Annotated in this window: 23 protein-coding genes; 10 read left to right on the top strand and 13 right to left on the bottom strand. The window is 65.0% G+C overall.

The features are described 5' to 3' along the window. Positions 1-79: 79 nt before the first annotated feature. The gene (locus B5D62_RS04805; protein WP_336470145.1) at positions 80-2131 is read left to right on the top strand and encodes a molybdopterin-containing oxidoreductase family protein; all 2052 of its coding nucleotides are present in this window, start codon (positions 80-82) and stop codon (positions 2129-2131) included. A gap of 31 nt (positions 2132-2162) precedes the next feature. On the opposite strand, the gene B5D62_RS04800 is transcribed toward B5D62_RS04805, so the two are convergent. Next, positions 2163-3563 carry an MFS transporter gene (locus B5D62_RS04800; RefSeq protein ID WP_085932645.1) on the bottom strand — a complete coding sequence of 467 codons (1401 nt, stop codon included), beginning with the start codon at positions 3561-3563 and terminating at the stop codon, positions 2163-2165. A 93-nt stretch (positions 3564-3656) separates the two neighbouring features. Between B5D62_RS04800 and B5D62_RS04795 the strand changes: the two genes are divergently transcribed. After that, on the top strand, positions 3657-4319 hold the full coding sequence (locus B5D62_RS04795) for a helix-turn-helix transcriptional regulator (RefSeq protein WP_085932644.1): 663 nt from the start codon (positions 3657-3659) through the stop codon (positions 4317-4319). Here the strand turns inward: B5D62_RS04795 and soxR are convergent. Continuing rightward, positions 4268-4744: a redox-sensitive transcriptional activator SoxR gene (gene soxR, locus B5D62_RS04790; protein WP_085932643.1), complete on the bottom strand. Its 477-nt coding sequence runs from the start codon at positions 4742-4744 to the stop codon at positions 4268-4270. The two genes, B5D62_RS04795 and soxR, sit on opposite strands and share 52 nt — an antisense overlap. A gap of 89 nt (positions 4745-4833) precedes the next feature. Between soxR and B5D62_RS04785 the strand changes: the two genes are divergently transcribed. Beyond that, on the top strand, positions 4834-5805 hold the full coding sequence (locus B5D62_RS04785) for a questin oxidase family protein (protein WP_170920783.1): 972 nt from the start codon (positions 4834-4836) through the stop codon (positions 5803-5805). Between the two features lie 16 nt (positions 5806-5821). On the opposite strand, the gene B5D62_RS04780 is transcribed toward B5D62_RS04785, so the two are convergent. After that, positions 5822-6784 (bottom strand): hypothetical protein, encoded by a 963-nt coding sequence (locus B5D62_RS04780; RefSeq protein ID WP_085932641.1) that lies wholly within the window; start codon positions 6782-6784, stop codon positions 5822-5824. 306 nt (positions 6785-7090) lie between these two features. Next, complete coding sequence (locus tag B5D62_RS04770; RefSeq protein ID WP_170920782.1) at positions 7091-7402, bottom strand: putative quinol monooxygenase; 312 nt, start codon at positions 7400-7402, stop codon at positions 7091-7093. Positions 7403-7685: 283 nt separating this feature from the next. On the opposite strand from B5D62_RS04770, the gene B5D62_RS34250 reads away from it, so the two are divergent. The 4 genes from B5D62_RS34250 (at position 7686) to B5D62_RS04750 (ending at position 10208) form a co-directional block, all read left to right on the top strand. Beyond that, entirely contained in the window at positions 7686-8819 is a 1134-nt protein-coding gene (locus tag B5D62_RS34250; RefSeq protein ID WP_336470144.1) for a bifunctional transcriptional activator/DNA repair enzyme AdaA, read from the top strand. Then, positions 8812-9336: a methylated-DNA--[protein]-cysteine S-methyltransferase gene (gene ogt, locus B5D62_RS04760; protein WP_085932638.1), complete on the top strand. Its 525-nt coding sequence runs from the start codon at positions 8812-8814 to the stop codon at positions 9334-9336. The genes B5D62_RS34250 and ogt overlap by 8 nt, the downstream gene beginning before the upstream one ends. A 111-nt stretch (positions 9337-9447) precedes the next feature. Further along, positions 9448-9822 (top strand): hypothetical protein, encoded by a 375-nt coding sequence (locus tag B5D62_RS04755; protein ID WP_085932637.1) that lies wholly within the window; start codon positions 9448-9450, stop codon positions 9820-9822. Positions 9823-9833: 11 nt separating this feature from the next. Further along, positions 9834-10208, top strand: a complete 375-nt coding sequence (locus B5D62_RS04750; RefSeq protein WP_085932636.1) for an MDR/zinc-dependent alcohol dehydrogenase-like family protein — start codon at positions 9834-9836, stop codon at positions 10206-10208. A 7-nt stretch (positions 10209-10215) separates the two neighbouring features. Here B5D62_RS04750 and B5D62_RS04745 read toward each other — a convergent pair whose 3' ends face one another. From B5D62_RS04745 to B5D62_RS33285, 5 genes are read right to left on the bottom strand one after another with little or no spacing between them, the layout of a single operon-like run. Next, positions 10216-10677, bottom strand: a complete 462-nt coding sequence (locus tag B5D62_RS04745) for a DUF934 domain-containing protein (RefSeq protein WP_085932635.1) — start codon at positions 10675-10677, stop codon at positions 10216-10218. After that, a complete protein-coding gene (locus B5D62_RS04740; protein ID WP_085932634.1) occupies positions 10664-12337 on the bottom strand; it encodes a nitrite/sulfite reductase in 1674 nt (557 codons plus the stop codon). The genes B5D62_RS04745 and B5D62_RS04740 overlap by 14 nt, the downstream gene beginning before the upstream one ends. After that, a complete protein-coding gene (locus tag B5D62_RS04735) occupies positions 12330-12644 on the bottom strand; it encodes a DUF2849 domain-containing protein (protein ID WP_085932633.1) in 315 nt (104 codons plus the stop codon). Before B5D62_RS04735 ends, B5D62_RS04740 begins: the two co-directional genes overlap by 8 nt. After that, positions 12644-13984 carry a siroheme synthase CysG gene (cysG, locus tag B5D62_RS04730; protein WP_085932632.1) on the bottom strand — a complete coding sequence of 447 codons (1341 nt, stop codon included), beginning with the start codon at positions 13982-13984 and terminating at the stop codon, positions 12644-12646. Before cysG ends, B5D62_RS04735 begins: the two co-directional genes overlap by 1 nt. Continuing rightward, a complete protein-coding gene (locus B5D62_RS33285; protein ID WP_170920781.1) occupies positions 13981-14124 on the bottom strand; it encodes a hypothetical protein in 144 nt (47 codons plus the stop codon). The genes cysG and B5D62_RS33285 overlap by 4 nt, the downstream gene beginning before the upstream one ends. A gap of 246 nt (positions 14125-14370) precedes the next feature. Here B5D62_RS33285 and B5D62_RS04725 point away from each other — a divergent pair, with 246 nt between their 5' ends. Both B5D62_RS04725 and B5D62_RS04720 read left to right on the top strand, forming a co-directional pair. Then, on the top strand, positions 14371-14820 hold the full coding sequence (locus B5D62_RS04725) for an Hsp20 family protein (RefSeq protein WP_085932631.1): 450 nt from the start codon (positions 14371-14373) through the stop codon (positions 14818-14820). Positions 14821-15007: 187 nt separating this feature from the next. Further along, complete coding sequence (locus B5D62_RS04720; RefSeq protein WP_085932630.1) at positions 15008-15556, top strand: VOC family protein; 549 nt, start codon at positions 15008-15010, stop codon at positions 15554-15556. 21 nt (positions 15557-15577) lie between these two features. Here the strand turns inward: B5D62_RS04720 and B5D62_RS04715 are convergent, their stop codons facing one another. Continuing rightward, entirely contained in the window at positions 15578-16507 is a 930-nt protein-coding gene (locus B5D62_RS04715; protein WP_085932629.1) for a fumarylacetoacetate hydrolase family protein, read from the bottom strand. Next, on the bottom strand, positions 16504-16836 hold the full coding sequence (locus B5D62_RS04710; protein WP_085932628.1) for a carboxymuconolactone decarboxylase family protein: 333 nt from the start codon (positions 16834-16836) through the stop codon (positions 16504-16506). Before B5D62_RS04710 ends, B5D62_RS04715 begins: the two co-directional genes overlap by 4 nt. A 64-nt stretch (positions 16837-16900) precedes the next feature. Between B5D62_RS04710 and B5D62_RS04705 the strand changes: the two genes are divergently transcribed. Further along, positions 16901-17848, top strand: coding sequence for a VOC family protein (locus B5D62_RS04705; RefSeq protein WP_085932627.1), 948 nt, complete (start codon positions 16901-16903; stop codon positions 17846-17848). On the opposite strand, the gene B5D62_RS04700 is transcribed toward B5D62_RS04705, so the two are convergent. Both B5D62_RS04700 and B5D62_RS04695 read right to left on the bottom strand, forming a co-directional pair. Beyond that, positions 17845-18633: an alpha/beta hydrolase gene (locus B5D62_RS04700; RefSeq protein WP_085932626.1), complete on the bottom strand. Its 789-nt coding sequence runs from the start codon at positions 18631-18633 to the stop codon at positions 17845-17847. The two genes, B5D62_RS04705 and B5D62_RS04700, sit on opposite strands and share 4 nt — an antisense overlap. A 4-nt stretch (positions 18634-18637) precedes the next feature. Continuing rightward, positions 18638-19507: a fumarylacetoacetate hydrolase family protein gene (locus B5D62_RS04695; RefSeq protein ID WP_085932625.1), complete on the bottom strand. Its 870-nt coding sequence runs from the start codon at positions 19505-19507 to the stop codon at positions 18638-18640. Between the last annotated feature and the right edge of the window lie 3 nt (positions 19508-19510).

Genomic DNA, 19510 nt, shown 5'->3' with positions numbered 1-19510 from the left:
GGCGCAGCCAAGAAGAAGTAAGGCCTGGATTCTTCACGACCTCTGATAGAGTACCGTCTTCCAAATTCGGGGAGACGGTGTGGTGAAGTCCGTAAGAGTTGTCTGTGCACACGATTGTCCTGACATGTGCTCCCTCATCGCGCATGTCGACAACGGCAAGGTCGTGCGCGTGCAAGGCGATCCGGATCACCCCTATACGGCGGGGTTTGCGTGCGGGAAGGTCAACCGCGACGCCGATCTCGTCAATTCTCCCGAACGCCTTAAAAGCCCGCTGAAGCGCACCGGTCCGAAGGGCACCGGCCAGTTCGAACCCATTTCGTGGGACGACGCGCTGGACGAGATCGCCAGTCGCTGGAAAGCGATCATCAAGGAGAGCGGCCCGCTCGCCCTGCTCGGCTACGCCTACTCCGCTCATCAGGGTCTGATGAATCGCGGCCTGGTGAACGGCCTGTTCCACGCCTTGGGCAGCACTCGGCTGCAGGCCGGCACCGTCTGCGACACCTGCTGCGAGACCGCCTGGGACATGACGGTCGGACCGGTCGGCGGTGCCGACCCCGAATCGGTCGTGCATTCCGATCTCGTGATCGCCTGGGGAGCGGACCTCGCCGCCACCAATGTGCACTTCTGGGCGCTGGTCGAGACGCAGAAGAAGCGCCGCGGCTTGCCGCTGATCGTCATCGATCCGCGCCGCACGCGCAGCGCCACGGCGGCCGATCTCTATCTGCCGATCCGGATCGGCACCGATGCCGCCCTGGCGCTGGGCGTGATGCATATCCTGGTACGCGACGGCCTCGCCAACCGCGATTACCTCGCCAGCCACACGGTCGGCTTCGACAAGGTCGAGCGCGAGATCCTGCCGAAGTTCCCGCCGGCCCGGGTCGCGGAGATCACCGGGCTGCCGGTGGCCGATATCGAGAAGCTCGCGGCGATGTACGGCAAGGCGAAGGCGGCATTGATCCGGCTTGGTGAAGGCATGACCCGCCTCGCCGCCGGCGGCCAGGCGCTGCGCAGCGTCGCGCTGCTGCCGGGCGTGACCGGCCATTACGGCGTGAAGGGCGGCGGCGCGCTGCTCCTGACCGCAGCGTCCTGCGATCTCAACTATGCCGCCGTGCGCAAGCCGTCCGGTCCCGCCACTTCCCGCCTGGTCAACCATCTGAGACTCGGCGAGGAACTCCTGAACATGAAGGATCCGCCGATCCGAGCGCTCTACATCTCGGCCAACAATCCGGCCGTCACCTGTCCAGAGGTGTACAAGGTGCAGAAGGGCCTGGCACGCGAGGACCTGTTCACGGTCGTGCACGATCCCTTCATGACCGATACCGCGAAGTACGCCGACATCGTTCTGCCCGCGGCGAGCTACCTCGAGACCGACGATCTCTATCGCGCCTACGGTGCCTATTGGATGCAATGGGGCCAGCAGGCAGCCACGCCCCAAGGCGAGGCGCGCTCCAACTTCGACGTCGCGCAGGCCCTCGCCCAGCGCATGGGACTGACGGACCGCATCTTCACGTTGCCGCCGCACGAGGCCGCGAAGGAGCTGTTCAAGGGCGCGACGGGCCCTGCCGCCAAGGCGGATCCGGACAAACTGTTCGCCGGTGAACCGATCCACATCGCGCACGATTGGGCCGGACAGCCCTTCGCGACTCCCTCGGGCAAGCTCGAATTCCATTCCGAGCAGCTGGCACGACAGGGCCTGCCGCCCCTGCCCGATTGGAACGAGGACCCGCTCGAGGCCGCCGAGGCAGCGAAATGGCCGCTCCGCCTGCTTACGGCGCCGGGCTATTTCCAGGCGCACACGGCCTTCTCCGGCGTCGACTTCCTGCGCACCCGCGAGGGCAAGCCCTGTTGCATTCTTCATCCGACGGACGCCGAGGCGCGCGGCCTCGAGGACGGCGCGGCCGTGCGCCTGTTCAACGATCGAGGCGAGATCGCGCTTACCCTGCGCGTGAGCGACGAGGTGCAGCCTGGCGTCGTGCTGGTGCCCGGTCAGCGCCCGACCAGGGAGGCGGTCGCCGGCACCATCAACATGCTCTGCTCCGATCGCTACACCGACATGGGCGAAGGCGCCACGTATCAGAGCACCTGGCTCGAGGTGGCGGCTTGGCCTGCGGCGCGGCAGGTGGCGGCGTAAAGAGACCCGACGGCGGCGTATCGCGCTGCCTTCACGCTTGGCGCACGTGGCTCAATCGCAGGCTCGCCAAGCTGGCGGTCGCCGCAACCGCGACAAAGCTCACCGGCACCCATAAGGCCGCCTGCGCGACGGCCTGATCGGTGAGTGTGCCCGAAAGCCCGCTGGCGTTGGCGGCGACGCCGGCGAGCGCCGCTCCCAACGCGAACCCCATCTGCTGGACTGTCGGAACGGCCGCCGCCGTTGTCGCTTCGTCGCCAGCACGCGCACCGCTCATGATGCGGTGAGCGACCAGGGGCCAGCATTGTCCGATCCCTATTCCCAGCACCATGATGGCCACGATCAGGGGCACGAACGTCGACAGTGGCATGAGCACGGCGATGCCGATCAACCCGATGCCCATGATCGGCGGACCTGCCAGCATCAATCGATCCGGCCACCGTCCCGATGCACCGGCGATAACCAGCGAGGCGATCGTCCATCCCATCGAGCCGCTGGCGACGACGAAGCCCGCGGCGAGCGGATCCAACCCGTGCAGGCGTTGCAGAAAGAGCGGCACATAGAGCTGCAATGGGCTGAAGGTTATGCACAGCAACAGGGCGAGCCACAGTCCCACACCTGTCGGGGTTTGGAGTGAAAACGCATCACGCGGCAGCAAGGGCGTCGCCGCCGCGCGATCGAGCTTCAGCATCACGACCAGGATGCCGACCGCGGCAGCAATCAGTACCGTCTTGGCGATCGGTGCCGCGACAATCGATGCACAGGAGGTCGAGGCGATCGCGAGGCAGATCAAGGCCACACGACCGGTCGGTACGGCTGGCGCCTTGGACCGGCGTCCCGACAGGGGTGGCAGAACGAACACCGCGCTCACCGCCAGGAGGACCGCAACGATTGCCGTCGCGATGAACGCGCCGCGCCAGTTTCCGAACCGGGCGAAAAGCCCTCCCACCAGCGGCCCGATCAGGACGGACATGCTCCAACTGCCCGACATCAGGGCAATGACCCGCGACCACATGGCCTCGGGAAAGGTGCCACGGACGATCACATAGGCCACAGCCGCCTCGAGGCCGCCGCCAAAGCCTTGGACCAGACGTCCGACCACCAGCCAGCCCATGGTCTTTGCAAGCGAACAGAACACGGCGCCGAAGCCGAATGTCAGCACGCCGACGCAGTAGGTGTTGCGGGGCCCGAACTTCGCCGCGAGCAGTCCGGAGCAGCTTGCAGCAACGATGGAGGACGCAAGGGATGCGGTCGTCGGCCAGCTCAGCATCGCCACGCCGCCGAGCTCTTCGACGACGGAGGGCAGAACGGTCGCCAGCAGCAGGACATTCATCGACTGCAGCAGGACACCGCCCAGCAGGATGGCGAGCATCGCCGCCCACTCCACCTTGAGAAGCGAGCGCCACCCTCCGTGCGAGACAGACTCCCGTGCCATGGCGCCTCGCTCCCTGTTCCTCGGATGTACGATTGCCGGCGACCGACATCCCGTTTAATATATAAACTTATTGCTTTCTAAATCAGTGGCCGCATGAGTCAAGACGATCGAAGCCAGGATCGAATTCTGTTCCTCCTGAAGACCCGAGGGGCGCAGACTGCCGCCGAGATCGGCGCGCGGCTCGACATGACGTCTGTCGGCGCCCGACAGCATCTCCTGAAGCTGGAGACGGCCGGTCTGGTCGAAAGCGAGGACCGTCGTCAGGGGCGCGGGCGACCGCGGAAATGCTGGCGCCTCACGCAGCAAGGTCATGGCCGCTTTCCCGACCGGCATTCCGAACTGACGCTTGAGCTGCTGAGATCGACGCGCGAACTCTTCGGCGAAGACGGACTCGAAAGACTGATCGAGCACCGGGAGCACGCAAGCATCGCCCTCTATCGCCGGGCGGTCGACGGCCAGCGATCACTGCGAGGGAAACTGGCGGCGCTCGCCGATATCAGGAGCCGGGAAGGCTACATGGCGGATGTCGTCGCAGAAGCGCGCGGCGGTTTCCTGTTCATCGAGAACCACTGCCCGATCTGTGCCGCCGCCATGGCATGCCAGGGCCTGTGCCGTTCCGAGCTGACGATCTTCCGGGCGGTCCTCGGCAAGGAGGTCGCGATCGAACGGATCGATCATATCCTTGCGGGAGCCCGACGCTGCGCCTATCGGGTCGGCGCACGTCCCTTGCCGGTCGGTCGGTCGTCCCGCCAGTAGAGTGGGCCAGGTCCGAGAGTGGCAGCACGATCGCCACGATTGACCATCGCGCAATGCTCCAGCGACAAGCATCCGCAGCCGATACAGCGCGTCAGTCCCTCGCGCAGGCGCTGAAGTTCGGCAATGCGCCGGTCGATCTGGTCCGTCCAGGGACGGGACAGTCGCGCCCAATCGCGCGCCTTCGGGATGCGGCCGTCGGGCAGCTTGGCGAGTTCGGTTCCGATCTGCTCCAGCGACAGGCCGATGCGTTGGGCAAACACGATGAACGCAAGGCGCCGCAGCACGGATCGTGCGTAGCGCCGGTGGCCGGAACCCGTCCGCCCTTCCGAGGCGATCAGGCCGCACTCCTCGTAATAGCGCAAGGCGGAGGCGGCGACGCCGCTGCGTTTCGCCACCTCGCCAATCGTCAGCAGGACGTCTTTCATGATCGGCAGTATCGCGGTCGAGTCACTTGACTTCAAGTTCACTTGAACTTGTAGCCTGTGTCGATGCGATGCCCGAGCGGAGAACGACGATGACGATGTCACGGCAAGAGGCGATAAACGACGCCCTGGCACGCCTGCACGACGTCGGCTTCACCTGGGGGCCCGACTATGCCGGGCACGGTCCCATGGTCGCGGAAGCCATCAGCATGCTGGGCCATGACGAGGCGGTGGCGGGCTGGGTGGACTCCTACAAGAGACGACGGCGCCACAAGGAGCCGCCGCCTCGCTATCGAGCGATCGACGGATCCGACGACGGATCCGACATGGAAAACTGGCGGAGCGCTCTTGGCGATCCCTCCCGCCTGTCCGACTGGCACGATTTCTTTGGCCGCCAGTTGTCCGAAACCCAATGGCAGGATGCGACGAAGGAGTGGATTCCCCGGCTGATCGACGGTCTTGCGGGCGGGCTGACCCACGGCCTGATCCGGACCGCCCATGCGGTCCGTGGCATGCCTGCGGACGGCCAACCGACAGACTTGCAGATCGACGAGCTGGCGCGTGGTCTTGCCTATTGGGCCGCGACCTATCGGTCTCCTGAAGACGATGGCGCTCTGGAGACGACCATGCCGCGAGACGCGGCTCGACCCGAGACCAGCCTGGTGCTTAGCGCCTGGACGGCCTTCAATGCCCGCCTTCTGCTCGGACACCTCGACCGAAAGATCGTTTCCGTCATCCAGCTGGTCCACACGATCACATCCGCGGCCGCGCTGCGCACCCTGTTGCCGCTCCTCTGCTCGGATGTCGGTTGGCACGCCTGCGAGCGCGTGCGACGTGTGGGAAGGAACATCGCCGGCCTTGCTTTGGGTTCGGCACCATCCGCGCCGGAGACGTTGGCGCTCCAGCCTTCGCTGCCTTGGGAAGAATTGGCCGGCCGGGCTGTCGCCCATGACGACGAGCACGCCGTCAAACTGACCGAAGCCTGCCTGCAGGAGGACTTCGTCCGCCCCGATCCCATTTATCGCGTCCTGGCCGGAGCCATCCAGCACAGGCTCGCGGCTTGATCAGGAATGGGTGCGCCTACCAGAAGCGAAGCGCGCCGAGCCAATAGCGCGCACTTCTCTCGTCTCGGTCGCGGCCGCCGAGGCCGGCTGCGATGCAAGCGGCGGCACAGGCGACGGCAAATGTCGCCGCGGTGAGAAAGCCGGCCAGGGCCGTCTTCTTCCGCGCCTGGTTCGCGACGTCCCGCGCCTTCTGTTCGGCATTCCGTGCCTGGGCGAAGGCGTCGTCGACGCGCTTCTCGGCATCTTGCTGCGACAGTCCCGTCTGGCGGGCGACGACCTGGCCCAGATAGGTGCGATCCTGCTGGGGCAGCGAGCCATCCGACAGGCTGCGCGTGAAGACCCGCACCAACGGCCCCCGATCGACCTGCGCCTGCCCGGGCTGCTCCTGTCCTGGCTGCCCCTGTCCCGATTGGGCACCCTGCTGCGCCTGATTGGTACCAGTATCCGGCGCATTCGGAGCCGGCCGAAGCAGCAGATCGGTGGCATAGTCCGCCGGGTTCGGCAGGCTGTTCGATGCGCCCGCAGCCGCCCCGCCTGCCGCGCTGGCGGAAACAGCGGACGCCGCCTCCAATGCCGTCTTGGCGGTGCCCGCGGCGCCGGAGGCAACAACGGCCGCCGAGATCACCAACCCCAGCGCCCACACGGCAAAGCCGTGTGTCCCATCGCGGAAGTGGCGCTCCGCCTGCGGTCCATCCAACCAGGGAGCCCGCATGCGGCCGGCGAGATAGCCACCGGCGGCATAGCTGCACACCTGCACCATCGCGACATAGAGCGTCGCCACGATCATGAAGGTGGGCGCCGACAAGCCACGATACGGATAAGGCGATATCGCCGACAGCCCCAGCGCCGAGCCGAAGGTCAACAGGACGAACGAGATCGCAGCCGCGCCGATGGCGCCCGCGATCACCGGCCCCCATTCGAGATACTGGAATCGCGGCGCACGGACCGCGACATCGGTAGTGGGTGCAACATCCGGCATTCAGGCCTCCATCGGCTGCTTGGAGTCGAGTTGAAGTCGATCAGCGAAAGCCGACGAATGACAGGATCGCCATGACGATCACGACCAGGCCAACCAGATAGATGATGGCGTTCATGCGGTTCCTCCGAGGGGATATCGGCAGGAAAACGGCAGGTCGTACCGGAAGGTTGCCGCGGGGGCGGTTCAGCGGTGCCGACGAGACACGCAGCAGACCCTCAACAACCCAAGAAGGGATCGGCAACAGCACAAGAAGGGACCGGCCCCGACGGCCGATCCCCTGCGTGTGATATTTCTGCGGTCGCGGTCTCAGACGAGGCGGTGTTGGATACGCTCGCGCTTCGCAAGCTTCGGCACGGCCTGCTCCATGATCAGCGTCTTGAAATGCTCGGTCTCCTGATGCGCCGCAAAGGCCTCTGCGTCGGCGAAGACTTCGTAGAAGAAGAACTTGGTCGGATCGCCGACCGCCTGATGCGTGCGCACCACCTTGAGGCCGGGCTCGCGCTCGGCGAGGGGCAGGAAGGTCTGGACGATTTTGGTCAGCGCATCGACCTCGGACGGCTTGGCCTCCCAGGTGACGGTGAACACCAGGTCGTCCTTGCGGACATCGGCGTCGGACATGGTCATCTCCTTCGTGGTCGTTGACGCGGCGACACTAGGGCATCGCGCTGGGCCATTGCTTCGGCCGCGCTCGAAGGAGCGCTGTTCGGTTTCCCGATAGACGGCCGAAGGATTTCAGGGACTTGACCGGTAGGTCCGGCTATTTTTCCTTACGCAAGCAGCCGTTATCTCTGGAGTCTCCGGCATGACTGGGCGTCCCCATTCGATCCGCAACATCCCGTGGGCGGTGGTGTACGACGCGGCGAAGATCGCCCCGCTGTCGCTCGGCATGCAGGCCTGACCAATGAAGTCCGAAAACCGCCAGCGACGCCGCCGCAACGGTGAAATCATCGACGGCATGAACCAGTCCAACGAACTGCTCGATCGCGAGGCCTGTTACCGGGCCTTCCAGACGCACGATCCGCGCTTCGACGGCCGGATCTTCGTGGGTGTCACTTCGACCGGCATCTATTGCCGGCCGATCTGCCCGGCCCGCGTGCCCAAGTTCGAGAATTGCCGCTTCTTCGCCTCGGCAGCCGGCGCCCAGGAGGCCGGGTTCCGGCCCTGCTTGCGCTGCCGTCCGGAGATCGCACCCGAACTGGCCTTCTGGCGCGGCACGTCCAACACGGTCAATCGGGCCCTGAAGCTGATCGCCGACGGGGCGCTCGACGAGAGCGAGGCCGGCGTCGAGGCGCTGGCCGCCCGGCTCGGGGTCGGCGGCCGCCAGCTGCGGCGCCTGTTCCAGCAGCATATCGGCGCCTCGCCGATCGCCGTCGCGCAGACGCGGCGCGTGCTCTTCGCCAAGCACCTGATCCACGATACGCGCCTGCCGATGACGGAGGTGGCGTTGTCGGCCGGGTTCAGGAGCGTGCGCCGCTTCAATGAGACGTTCCGCAAGATGTTCGGCCGTCCGCCCAGCGCCCTGCGTCGCGGCCATAAGGCGGCCGGAACCGGGACAAGCCACTCCGCCCAGGAAGGTGTCACCCTGCGCCTCTCCTATCGGCCGCCCTATGATTGGACCGGGATGCTCGAAGCCCTTGCCGCGCGAGCCGATGCGCGCCTCGAGCATGTCGACGACGATGTCTGGCATCGCATCGTCGAACTCGATGGCAAGCAGGGCACGGTCTCCGTTGCGCATCTTGCCGAACGCAATGCCGTAGCGGTCACCATCCGCTTTCCCGAGGTGCGGGCGCTGCCGGCGATCGTGGCGCGGGTGAAGCGCGTGTTCGACCTGGGCGCGGACATCGCCACCATCGGCAGCCATCTCGCCCGTGATCCCAAGCTCGCGCCGCTGATCGCCAAACGGCCGGGCCTGCGCGCGCCGGGCGACTGGGACCGCGACACCGTGGGGACCTCGCTCGATTCCGACGCGCCGCCGGCATGGCGGCCCTGGCATGCCTATGCCGCCCAGCATCTGCGGATGGCCTCTCATGGCTGAGCCGGTAATCCTGTTCCACGACCGGCTCGCCACGCCCATCGGCGAGTTGATCGTCATCGCCGACGGCGACGGCAAGCTGCGCGCCATCGACTGGACGGATCACGAAGCACGCATGAACCAACTGCTCGCGCGCGCTTACGGCAGTCACGGATACAGACTGCAGCCGAAGCGCGATCCGGGCGGATTGACCGCCGCCATGCGCCGCTACTTCAAGGGCGAGATCGCCATCCTTGCCAGCCTGCCGGCCGCGGCGCCCGGCACCGCATTCCAGACGGCGATCTGGAAAGCCCTGCGGCGGATCGAGGACGGCGCGACCATCAGCTATGCCGAACTGGCCCGGCGCATCGGCAAGCCCAAGGCGATTCGCGCCGCCGGACTTGCCAACGGACAGAACCCCGTCAGCATCGTCGTGCCGTGCCATCGCGTGATCGGATCGGATGGCAGCCTGACCGGCTATGGCGGCGGTCTCGAGCGCAAGCGCTGGCTGCTTGCGCACGAAGGTGTCAGCGTCCGTTGATCAAATCGCAGCAAAAGTGCTGACATCTCGTAAAGCCGACCGCCAATTGCAGCGAGCGCTTGTAGACCGGCCGACGATCATCATAATGGAGATCGTTCGAACGGACCTTGCGTGCCCCTTCATATCGACATCGACCACGACCAGCGCCTGGTGCGTACCACAGCCAGTGGTCTGATTTTTCTGAAGGACGTTCTCGACTACCTCGACACGGTCGCAACGCGCGATGTCATGGCTTACGCAAAGCTGTTCGATGCGACACGAGCCGAATTCTCGCTCAGCGACGACGACATGATGGTGCTCGGGGCGCGCGTCAGCGCCTATGCCGAGATGGACCCGCGCGGTCCGATCGCCCTGATCGTGGCGTCCGACACAGCAGAGGATCTCGGCCGACGCTATGCCAATCTCGGCGGCGCTGCCCGCCCTCTCAAGATCTTCCGCAAGATCGACGATGGGTGGAAGTGGCTGCAGGCCGAAGCCAAGTCCTGACCGGAGTCCTTATGTCTGTCCGCTTCACGATCGACCATGCCGCCCGCTTTGTTCATGCCGTTGCCGAGGGCGTCTGCACCTTGAAGGATCTGGAGGACTATCTCGATCAGATCGTCGTGCAGGGCGCCATGCCCTATCGGAAGCTCTGGGACTGCAGCCAGGCCAAGTATCAGTACACCGATGCCGATGTGATGGAGGTCGGAGCCCGGGTCTCGGTCTATGCCAACATGGACCCGCGCGGCCCCATTGCCATCGTGGCGACGTCCCCATCGACGATCGAGGCGTCGCTGCGCTTCGCCAATCTCGGCGGCGCCAAGCGGCCCGTGAAGGTTTTCTCGACCGAGGCCGAAGCCCGACGTTGGCTCTTCAGCCAGCCGGAGAACTGAAGCCGGCTCAGTCCGCTGCCAGTCGGACGTTGCGGCGCTGCAGCCTCAGCTGGGACGCTGTGGCACGACCGTCGCCGGTCGGCTGGTAGACGACGCTGAACAGCGTGCGTGCCGAAGCCAGGGCCTCTCCGAATCCCGTCTGCTCGCTCTCGAACGAGTCGAAGCCGCACCGCAGCAGAAACGGCAACTGATCCCGCAGCACGCCGCCGGTTGCGCGCAATTCGCCGCGATAGCCGAACCGTTCGCGCAGCAGGCGCGCCTGGCTGTAGGCGCGGCCGTCGCTGAACTTGGGAAAGTGCAGCACGATCAGGCTGAGCCCGCCGAGATGGGGCTGCAGCGCCTCGACCGGATCGGTGTTCGCCAGCGACACGGCCGGCGCTTTTCCATCCTTCAGCCATTCGGCGAAAGCGACCGGAACCGGACCCTCGTCGGCCACCGGCTCGATCGCCCCTTCCCTATACAGCGCCATAGACTCGATCCTTGAATGGTTGGGCGCCGATGCGCCGGTAGGTGTCGACGAAGCGCTCGCCCGTGCGTCGCGTTTCGAGATAGGTCGCCACCAGCGCGTCCACCGCCTCGACGACCTTGTCGGCCGCCACCGCCGGCCCGAGAATGGTGCCGAGCGTCGTCTTGCCGAAATCGACATCGCCCCCGAGGCTGATCTGGTAGAGCTCGACGCCGTTCTTGTCGACGCCCAGGATGCCGATATGGCCAACATGGTGATGACCACAGGCGTTGATGCAGCCAGAGATCTTGATCTTCAGATCGCCGATATCGTGCTGGCGGGCGAGCTCGGCGAAATGCAGGGAGATGCGCTGTGCCACGGGGATTGACCGGGCATTGGCCAGCGCGCAGTAGTCGAGTCCCGGGCAGGCGATGATATCGGTGATCTTGCCGACATTGGCCTCGGCAAAGCCCAGCCGCCGAAGCGCCTTGTAGACCGCCGGGAGATCCTCGATCGCCACGTGCGGCAGAACCAGGTTCTGCTCGTGACTCACCCGGATCTCGCCCTGGCTATAACGATCGGCGATATCAGCGATGCCTTCCATCTGGACGGCGCTGGCGTCGCCCGGCGGCGCGCCGGCCGGCTTCAACGACGCCGTCACGATCGCGTGCCCCGGCACACGATGCGGCGCGGTGTTGGAGATCAGCCACAGCGCGAAGTCCCGATCCTCGAGCTTCAGCGCCTCGACCTCCGGTACGCGGGTGCGCTTGGGCCTCAGAGGCGGCGGCGCGAACTGGCGGGCGATCGCCTCGATCGTCTCCGGCGCCAGCTTGAGCGCACCGTCCTTGATCGCGGCGAACTCGGCCTCGACTTCCTCGCGCACCTTCTCGACGCCGACCTCGTGGACCAGGATCTTGATGCGCGACTTGTAGAGGTTGTCGCGCCGGCCATAGCGATTGTAGACGCGCAGCGTCGCCTCGAGATAGGCCAGCAACTCTTCCTTCGGCAGGAACTCGCGCAGGGTCTTGCCGATCAGAGGCGTGCGACCGAGACCGCCGCCGACGATCACTTCGAACCCGACATCGTCCTGGTCGTTGCGCCACAGGCGCAGGCCGACATCGTGAACGCGCACGGCCGCACGGTCGTTCGGCGATCCGGTGATGGCGATCTTGAACTTGCGCGGCAGAAAGCTGAATTCGGGATGAAACGTCGACCACTGGCGAATGATCTCGCACCAGATGCGCGGATCCTCGATCTCGTCGACGGCCGCGCCGGCAAAGTGATCGGCCGTGACGTTGCGGATCAGGTTGCCCGAGGTCTGGATGGCATGCATGTCGACCTCGGCCAGCGCCGCCAGCGCGTCCGGCGCATCCTCCAGCTTGATCCAGTTAAGCTGCAGGTTCTGACGGGTCGTGAAGTGACCATAGCCGCGATCGAATCGCCGCGCGATATCGGCAAGCTTGCGCAACTGGCGCGACGACAACGTGCCGTAGGGAATGGCGATCCGCAGCATGTAGGCATGCAGCTGCAGATAAAGGCCGTTCGTCAGTCGGAGGGGCTTGAATTGCTCCTCTGTCAGCTCGCCCGCCAACCGACGGCGCACCTGGTCGCGGAACTGCTCGACCCGCTCCGCGATCAGCGAGCGGTCGTAATCGTCATACCGGTAAAAATGGGTGTCAGGCATAACGCACCGCATCGGCAGCGATGGCAGCGAAGGTCAGCCCCGACGCCCGGATCTTCTCGCGCAAGGACAGCGGCTCGATACGCCCGTCGTCGTCCTCACTGACCGCGACCAGAAAGGGATCGACGATGTCGAATGCCTCGGTCTTCGCCCGCTCGAGCAGGATCTCCGCCGACCGCTTGTCGCGCGCGACCTCCGCCCGCTCCAGACGTTCCGTCCACTGGCCCGCGCCGTCGAGGAACACGACAGCGCCGTCGACAAGGCGGTTGGCGGACGCCACTTGAAGATCGCCGCTGAGATTCTTGGCCATCAGGACACCTGAGCTACGGGTTGTTCGTGGATATGGGCGAGTGACACCACATCGCCCACGATGATGAGGCTGGGCCCGGCGCCGCCAGTCGGCGTATGAGCAGCAGCCAGTCGGGGCAGATCGGACAGGCAGCCCACCGAAATTCGTTCATCCGGCCGCGTGCCGTTTTCGACGATTGCGACCGCCGTCTGCGGAGGGGCACCGGCCTCCAGCAGGCGATCCCGCACCGCGGCGGCCTCGGTTGCGCCCATATAGATCGCAACCGTATGTCCTTGCGCGGCGAGCGCCGGCCAAGCGGGTGCCTGTCCGCCCTCGGCCACATGGCCCGTCACGAAGGTCACGGCGGAGGCGATTCGGCGGTGCGTCAGCGGGATCCCTACCGACGCCGCCGTCCCCAGAGCAGCCGTGATGCCGGGTACGACGGTGGCTGGTAGACCGGCGGCCCGTAGCGCCTCGAGTTCTTCGCCGCCACGGCCGAAGATGAACGGATCGCCGGCCTTGAGCCGCACGACCGTCTGGCCGGCCTGCACACGACGGATCATCTCCGCCTCGATCGCACGCTGCGTCCAGCCCGTGTGGCCCTTGCGCTTGCCGACGGCGAGCAGATCCGCGTCCCGCCGCGCGCGCTTGAGGATCGCCGGCGGCACGAGATCGTCGTGCAGAATGGCGTCGGCTTCCTGCAGCAATTGAACCGCCTTCACGGTCAGAAGATCGGGATCGCCAGGTCCGGCGCCGACAATATGGGCGATACCAATCGCCGGCCGATCGTTCCGGGCACTATCGAGTTCGCTCAGCATGAGGCGCCGGGCGGCCGGAACATCGCCGGCAAGCGCCAAGCGTCCAACCGCGCCCTCCACGACCCTCCGCCAGAATGCCCGGCGTCGCCCCGGTTCGCCGATCAGGGCATTGACCTGCGCTCGGAATGCCTTTGCCAGATTCGCGAGAATGTCGATGCGCTCGGGCAGAACTGTCTCGATTCGCGTCCGCAGCATCGTCGCCAGCGTCGGCGACGCACCGCCGCTCGATATCGCCACGACGATATCGCCACGATCGACGATGGCGGGCATGATGAAATCGCTCAGACCTGGGCGGTCGACGACATTGACGGGTACGCGTGCCCGCCGCGCGACCTGAGCTGCCGCGGCGTCACGTGCCGGGTCCCCAGTGGCGACGAACACTGCAGACACATCGGCAAGCATGTCCACGACGAGCGCCTCGACCCGCCTGACCGCGGCCCCCGCCGAAGCGGCCAGAGCCGCCCGGCGATCGGCAGCGTGACCCTGCCCCACGACGACCACGGTGCGGCCGACGAGGTTGAAGAAGAATGGCAGGTGCTTCATGCCAGCAGCCAGCGAAGCAGTACGCCAAGCGCCAGCATTGCCGCGACCTGCACCGCCCCCACAAGCCACAGAACGGCATTCGGATGCCGCTCGTAAAAGGCCTGCCAGGCTGTCGGGGAAAACTGGTCGATAAGGGCCATCACTCCGCCCGTTGTTCGTACTCTCGATCTGGCGCTTTTTCGCATGTCCGCCAGGGCGGGAATTTCCGAAGGTTTCCAGGGTCTTGGCAAAATCTGCTGCCCAGAACCATTTGCAGAAAAAATTGCTCTCCCGCCCTCCACTCGGCCCTCTTGAAGCCCGCCGCACCCTTCCTAAATTTGCTGGTGTCCGCCGTGCCCATCCGGGGCGGGGATTTCTGACATCGCTCAGCTAGGAGGATGACTACTATGCGTGGATTCGATTATTCGCCGTTCTATCGCGCCACTGTCGGCTTCGACCGGGTGTTCGATCTGCTCGACAACGTGGCTGGCCAGACCAGCGGCAACGGCTACCCGCCCTACAATATCGAGAAGGTCGGCGAGAACGCCTACCGTATCGTCATGGCGGTTGCCGGCTTCGCCGAGAACGAGCTGAACGTAACCCAGAAAGAGAACGAGCTTCTGGTCACCGGCCAGGCCGCACCGACCAACGACGAGGGCAAGCAGTACCTTTATCGCGGTATCGCCGGCCGTAACTTCGAGCGTCGCTTCCAGCTCGCGGACCATGTGAAGGTCTCGGGCGCGAAGCTCGCCAACGGCCTGCTGACCATCGAACTGCAGCGCGAGATCCCGGAAGAGAAGAAGCCCCGTGCCATCCAGATCCAGGCCGAGGCGAACAAGCCGGCGCTGACGCACTGACGATCTTCAGGGCAACCTGCAGCCAGGTTGCTCCTATGAGGGGCGCCGCGGGCAACCGCGGCGCCTTTCGTTTGCGCGTACGATACCCGTTCGCACTCGCATTTTCGGCCGCCGGCTCCCCATCTCGGCGTCCTCTTCCGCCTTGCCGCCCAGGAGCTACACTTTCCGGCAAAGGGGGAAGCGAGCCATGCCAAAAGCAATCAATGCCCAGCTCACACATTTCGGACTACACGCCACGAACATCGGCCGAATGGTCGACTTCTACACTGACACCTTGGGGTTCGTGATCAGCGACCGTGGTCGTCTCAAGACGGGCAATCAGGTCGTCTTCATGACCCAAAGCGCGGACTGCCATCACCAGTTCGTCCTGTTCGACGGCCGGCCGGAGGAAATGCCCTATAACCCGGTGAACCAGATCTCCTTCCACCTGGATTCACTCGACCACCTGAAGGCCTATCGCCAGGCCCTGACCGCCGCGGGAGTCATCGAGCTGCGCCAGACCGATCACGGCAACGCATGGGCTTTCTATTTCAAGGATCCGGAAGGCAATACCGTCGAGATGTATTGCGACACGCCCTTCCACACGCCGCAACCATGCGGCGAGCCGCTCGATCTCGACCTTTCAAACAGCGAGATCGAGCAACGCACCGAAGCCATGTGCCGGCAGCGTCCGGGATTCATGACTCGCGAGGCCTGGATGCAGGGCATCCAGGCCAAGCTCGACGCGCGTCCTTGATTGGAACGCCCGGCCCTACGCCTATTTGGCGTACTTGCCGGTAAGCTGCGGCGTGTGTGGTCCCTCGCCGCCCTTGTCCTTGTGCTGCGACCGCGTGGTCCGCGCCCAGGTGCGCTTCAGTTCGTCCTTCACGCTGACATGCAGCGTGCCGATCTTCTCCACCGTCAGTTCGATCTTGTCGCCATCCATGAAGGCGTTGAGACCCCGATGGTTGGTGCCGGTGGCAAGGATATCGCCCGGCTCCAGCGTATGGATTGAACTCGCCCATTCGATGCAGCGCGGGATCTTGTGCGCCATGTCGTTGGTATTGAACTTCTGCATCACCTGGCCGTTGTTGGTCAGCGAGATGGCCAGGTTCTGCGGATCAGGAATCTCGTCGGCGGTGACGATGCACGGCCCGATCGGCGCGAAGGTGTCGCGGGACTTCATCTGGAAGAAGACATTGCCCGGCGGCGGCAGGCCGCGCGCGGAGCCGTCGATGAAACACGTATAGCCGAAGATGTAGTTCATCGCCTCGGCCTGCGGCACGCGGGTGGCGCGCTTGCCGATCACCAGCGCCAGTTCCGCCTCACCCTCGAAGATGGTCGCCGGCACGTCCGGCAGCACCATCGTATCGCCGTCGCCGATCACCGCTGTCGCCGCCTTGTGGAAGGCATTGATCTGAGGCTTCTCCTTGAGCGTGCCGTCCTCCATGTAGTTGACGGCCATGCAGACGATGTTTCCGGGCTTCGGGACGGGCGCTCGCAGACGGACCGAGCCAAGAGAAACGCCCTTCCCCGCCGCTGCCGCCTGCTCAACCTTGGCCTTGTGGGAGTCCCACCGTGCGATGAGGCCGATGATCAGATCGCGGTTATCCAGATGCGGAATGTCCTTCACCGCATCCGTCACGTCGACGACGGTATCGCCCTTGATCACACCCAGGCGGTAATCATTGAAATAGCAAAGCTTCACTTCTTCTCTCCCTCTCCAAGTACTTCCTTGGCGACGAACGCCGCCGACATGGCGGTCGGCCAGCCGGAATAGAATGCGAGATGCGTGATCAACTCGACGAGTTCGTCATGCGTCACGCCGTTGGCGATAGCGCGCGCAAAATGGCCGCGCTGCTGTTCGGTGCGGTTGAGCGCGACCAGCGCTGCACAAGTGATGAGGCTGCGATCCCGCTTGGACAGGCCGGGCCGCTCCCACACGTCTCCGAAGACGACCTTTTCGGTAAGGTCGATCAACTTGGGCGCGAATGACCTTAGCTGATCCCGGGGATTGGAAGCCGGTGCTTTCGTCATGATGATCCTCCTTTTCAGTCGCCGGTTGACGGGATAGCGTTCGACAAAAGCTTGGGAGGAAACAATGGCCGCAATCAAGGTCGCAGACTTCGCCTTTCCGCGTCTGGAAGCGCCTGATCTCGACGAAATGGAAGAGTTCCTCAGTCACTTTGGCTTGATCCGCGCGGAACGAACGCCGGACGCGCTCTATATGCGCGGGACCAACGACCGTCACCATCTGCATGTGACCCATAAGGGCGGGACCAAGTTCATCGGCTTTGCCTACCATGCCGGAAGTGAGGAGGACCTCGAGCGTCTTGCGCGACTGCCTGGGGCGTCGGGAATCGAGAACCTGGACGAGCCCGGCGGCGGCAAGCGCGTGCGCCTGACCGAGCCGAACGGCTATCAGATAGAAGTCATCGCCGGCATGCAGAGTGCTTCTCCGATCAAGATCGAGCGAGATCTCCTCAATTCGGGCAGCGAACCCCATCGCCGCGCCGGCCGCGTCATGCGGCTGTCCAAATCGCCGACCTCGGTCCATCGGATCGGTCACGGCGTTCTGGCCACACCGAAGGTCAAGGAGACAGTCGCCTGGTTTCGCAACACTCTCGGCATGATCCGATCCGACGATGTCTATGCCGGCGACCAGGACAACATCATCGGCGCCTTCAGCCGTCTCGATCGAGGCGACGATTACGTCGATCACCACGTCCTGTTCTGTGTCCACAACGACAAGACCGGACTCAACCACGTCTCGTTCGAGGCGCAGGACGTCGACGCCATCTTCCAGGATCACGAGTACCTGAAAGGGCTCGGCAAGTACGACCATATGTGGGGCATCGGCCGTCACCTTCTGGGCAGCCAGGTCTATGACTATTGGTGCGACCCGTGGGGTCGGGTGCATGAACGCTGGGCTGATACCGACCGCCTGAATGCCGCGAACGGCGGCAACCTGATCAGCGCCGAGGAAGGCTTCCAGTCGCAGTGGGGCGAAGATCCCCCGGAACGTTTTCTCGGCCACGCCAGCCCCTAGCGCCGCATATTGGCGCGAAGCCAGGTGACGGTCGCCGCGACTACCTGGTCGTCGATTCCATAGAAGCCGTGGAAGTGCGACGACCCGCAACGGTCGGCGCCGCGGGTCGCGGGGCCGCCGCCGTTGAGGGTGACGATGTCCACCTTGGGCGCTCCGACAAGCAGGGCCTTGAACCTGTCGGCATCTTCCGGTCGGGACACCGGACAGGAATCCTGGACATGCCTCAACAGCAGGATGGGAATGTGGATCCGGCCCACATCCCCGACCGTGCTGGCGCTGCCCCCTTCCCCGGCGTCCGCCATCAGGACGCCCGACGAGATCACGGCGGCATCCGGCAGCGCAGCCGACTGCTTCAGCAGCAACGCTGCGATCGAGATCGCCCCGCGACTGGTCCCGATGACGGCCACCGGCACGCCGAGCTTGCGCGCTTCGCCGACCACCGCCCCTAGATCGGCCGCATAGCTCGATCCAAATCGGAAGCCCTGAGTGCCCCGCAGATCGCTCGCAACATCGGGCGCGAAGGTCGCGTAGCCTGCCTTCACGTAGGAGGCGCGCGTGCGGATGACCTCGTTGTCCCGCAGGCTGGTGCCGATATGGCCTTGCGCGTCGAGATCGAGGATCCCGTCAGCGCCAGCCAGGAGGATGACGCTGCCGACTGGATTGGCCGGCCGGTCGGTCAGCACCCGCAAGACGGCACCTGGCCGGGGCGTCAAGGTCAGCACCGATTCGCCCGCATGGGCCTGGATCGCCACGATCATCGCGAAGAGGAAGATGACGATCCGCATGCCGCTAGCGTCCCTTCATCTTGTCCGGCAGACGCTCGTCATTGCCGAGCGCCACCCGCCGCACACCCTCGCTGTCGGGGCTCGACGGGAAGCCGTCGCTGGACCGGGGCGCCGGAGCCTCGACGACTTTGTTGGACAGCCGGCCCACGCCCGTCACCTCAACATCGATCGTGTCGCCGACATCGAGCGGCCGTGAGTTCGCCGGCGTGCCGGTGAGAAGAATGTCCCCCGGCAGGAAGGTCATGTGCCGCGCCAGGTCCGCGATCAGGTATCCGCAGTCGAATATCTGCTCGCTGATCGCTCCCTCCTGAACGACTTTCCCGTTGCGGTAGGAACGAAGCGTGGAGTTGCGGATATCGACTCCCGACACGAGCCCCGGTCCGATCGGGCAGAATCCGTCCATGCCCTTCACGCGCAGCATGGAACCGGCATCGGTGTCGCGGAAATCGTGGCAACCGAAATCATTGGCCGGCGCAAAGCCAGCGATGCAGTCCCAGGCTTCTTCCCGTGTGACGTTCTTCGTCACCTTGCCGAACACGACTGCCAGCTCGCCCTCGTAGTTCACGTACTTGTAGCCGGCGGGCCGGATCAGTTCGCCTTTGTGCGCATTCAGAGCGGTCAGCGGCTTCTGGAAGTAGGTGGGCGTCTTGGGCGGAACGCGCGTGTTGTTGAACTCGTAGTAGCGCGAGATGTAGTTCACGTGCACACAGATGATCTTGGTCGGAGAGCATGGCGGCAGGTGGACGACATCCTTCTCGTCACAGGTCCGGCCGTCGGCAAAGACGATCTTGCCGTCCTTGAACTCCGTCCAATAAGCGCTCCCGTCCTTGATGACGTGACGGATTTCCTTGCGCGTTCCCTCCAAAGCACTCATCTG

The sequence above is a fragment of the Enhydrobacter aerosaccus genome, assembly GCF_900167455.1.
GTDB lineage: Bacteria > Pseudomonadota > Alphaproteobacteria > Reyranellales > Reyranellaceae > Reyranella > Reyranella aerosaccus.
The sequence above is the reverse complement of the archived record's forward strand: the minus strand, read 5'-3'. Positions and strand labels throughout refer to the sequence as shown.

Coding starts and splice junctions, on each gene's coding strand:
- B5D62_RS04800 (WP_085932645.1), bottom strand. CDS start 3,563: ATGGCACGGGAGTCTGTCTCGCACGGAGGGTGGCGCTCGCTTCTCAAG.
- B5D62_RS04795 (WP_085932644.1), top strand. CDS start 3,657: ATGAGTCAAGACGATCGAAGCCAGGATCGAATTCTGTTCCTCCTGAAG.
- soxR (WP_085932643.1), bottom strand. CDS start 4,744: ATGAAAGACGTCCTGCTGACGATTGGCGAGGTGGCGAAACGCAGCGGC.
- B5D62_RS04785 (WP_170920783.1), top strand. CDS start 4,834: ATGACGATGTCACGGCAAGAGGCGATAAACGACGCCCTGGCACGCCTG.
- B5D62_RS04780 (WP_085932641.1), bottom strand. CDS start 6,784: ATGCCGGATGTTGCACCCACTACCGATGTCGCGGTCCGTGCGCCGCGA.
- B5D62_RS04770 (WP_170920782.1), bottom strand. CDS start 7,402: ATGTCCGACGCCGATGTCCGCAAGGACGACCTGGTGTTCACCGTCACC.
- B5D62_RS34250 (WP_336470144.1), top strand. CDS start 7,686: ATGAAGTCCGAAAACCGCCAGCGACGCCGCCGCAACGGTGAAATCATC.
- ogt (WP_085932638.1), top strand. CDS start 8,812: ATGGCTGAGCCGGTAATCCTGTTCCACGACCGGCTCGCCACGCCCATC.
- B5D62_RS04750 (WP_085932636.1), top strand. CDS start 9,834: ATGTCTGTCCGCTTCACGATCGACCATGCCGCCCGCTTTGTTCATGCC.
- B5D62_RS04745 (WP_085932635.1), bottom strand. CDS start 10,677: ATGGCGCTGTATAGGGAAGGGGCGATCGAGCCGGTGGCCGACGAGGGT.
- B5D62_RS04740 (WP_085932634.1), bottom strand. CDS start 12,337: ATGCCTGACACCCATTTTTACCGGTATGACGATTACGACCGCTCGCTG.
- B5D62_RS04735 (WP_085932633.1), bottom strand. CDS start 12,644: ATGGCCAAGAATCTCAGCGGCGATCTTCAAGTGGCGTCCGCCAACCGC.
- cysG (WP_085932632.1), bottom strand. CDS start 13,984: ATGAAGCACCTGCCATTCTTCTTCAACCTCGTCGGCCGCACCGTGGTC.
- B5D62_RS33285 (WP_170920781.1), bottom strand. CDS start 14,124: ATGGCCCTTATCGACCAGTTTTCCCCGACAGCCTGGCAGGCCTTTTAC.
- B5D62_RS04725 (WP_085932631.1), top strand. CDS start 14,371: ATGCGTGGATTCGATTATTCGCCGTTCTATCGCGCCACTGTCGGCTTC.
- B5D62_RS04720 (WP_085932630.1), top strand. CDS start 15,008: ATGCCAAAAGCAATCAATGCCCAGCTCACACATTTCGGACTACACGCC.
- B5D62_RS04710 (WP_085932628.1), bottom strand. CDS start 16,836: ATGACGAAAGCACCGGCTTCCAATCCCCGGGATCAGCTAAGGTCATTC.
- B5D62_RS04705 (WP_085932627.1), top strand. CDS start 16,901: ATGGCCGCAATCAAGGTCGCAGACTTCGCCTTTCCGCGTCTGGAAGCG.
- B5D62_RS04700 (WP_085932626.1), bottom strand. CDS start 18,633: ATGCGGATCGTCATCTTCCTCTTCGCGATGATCGTGGCGATCCAGGCC.
- B5D62_RS04695 (WP_085932625.1), bottom strand. CDS start 19,507: ATGAGTGCTTTGGAGGGAACGCGCAAGGAAATCCGTCACGTCATCAAG.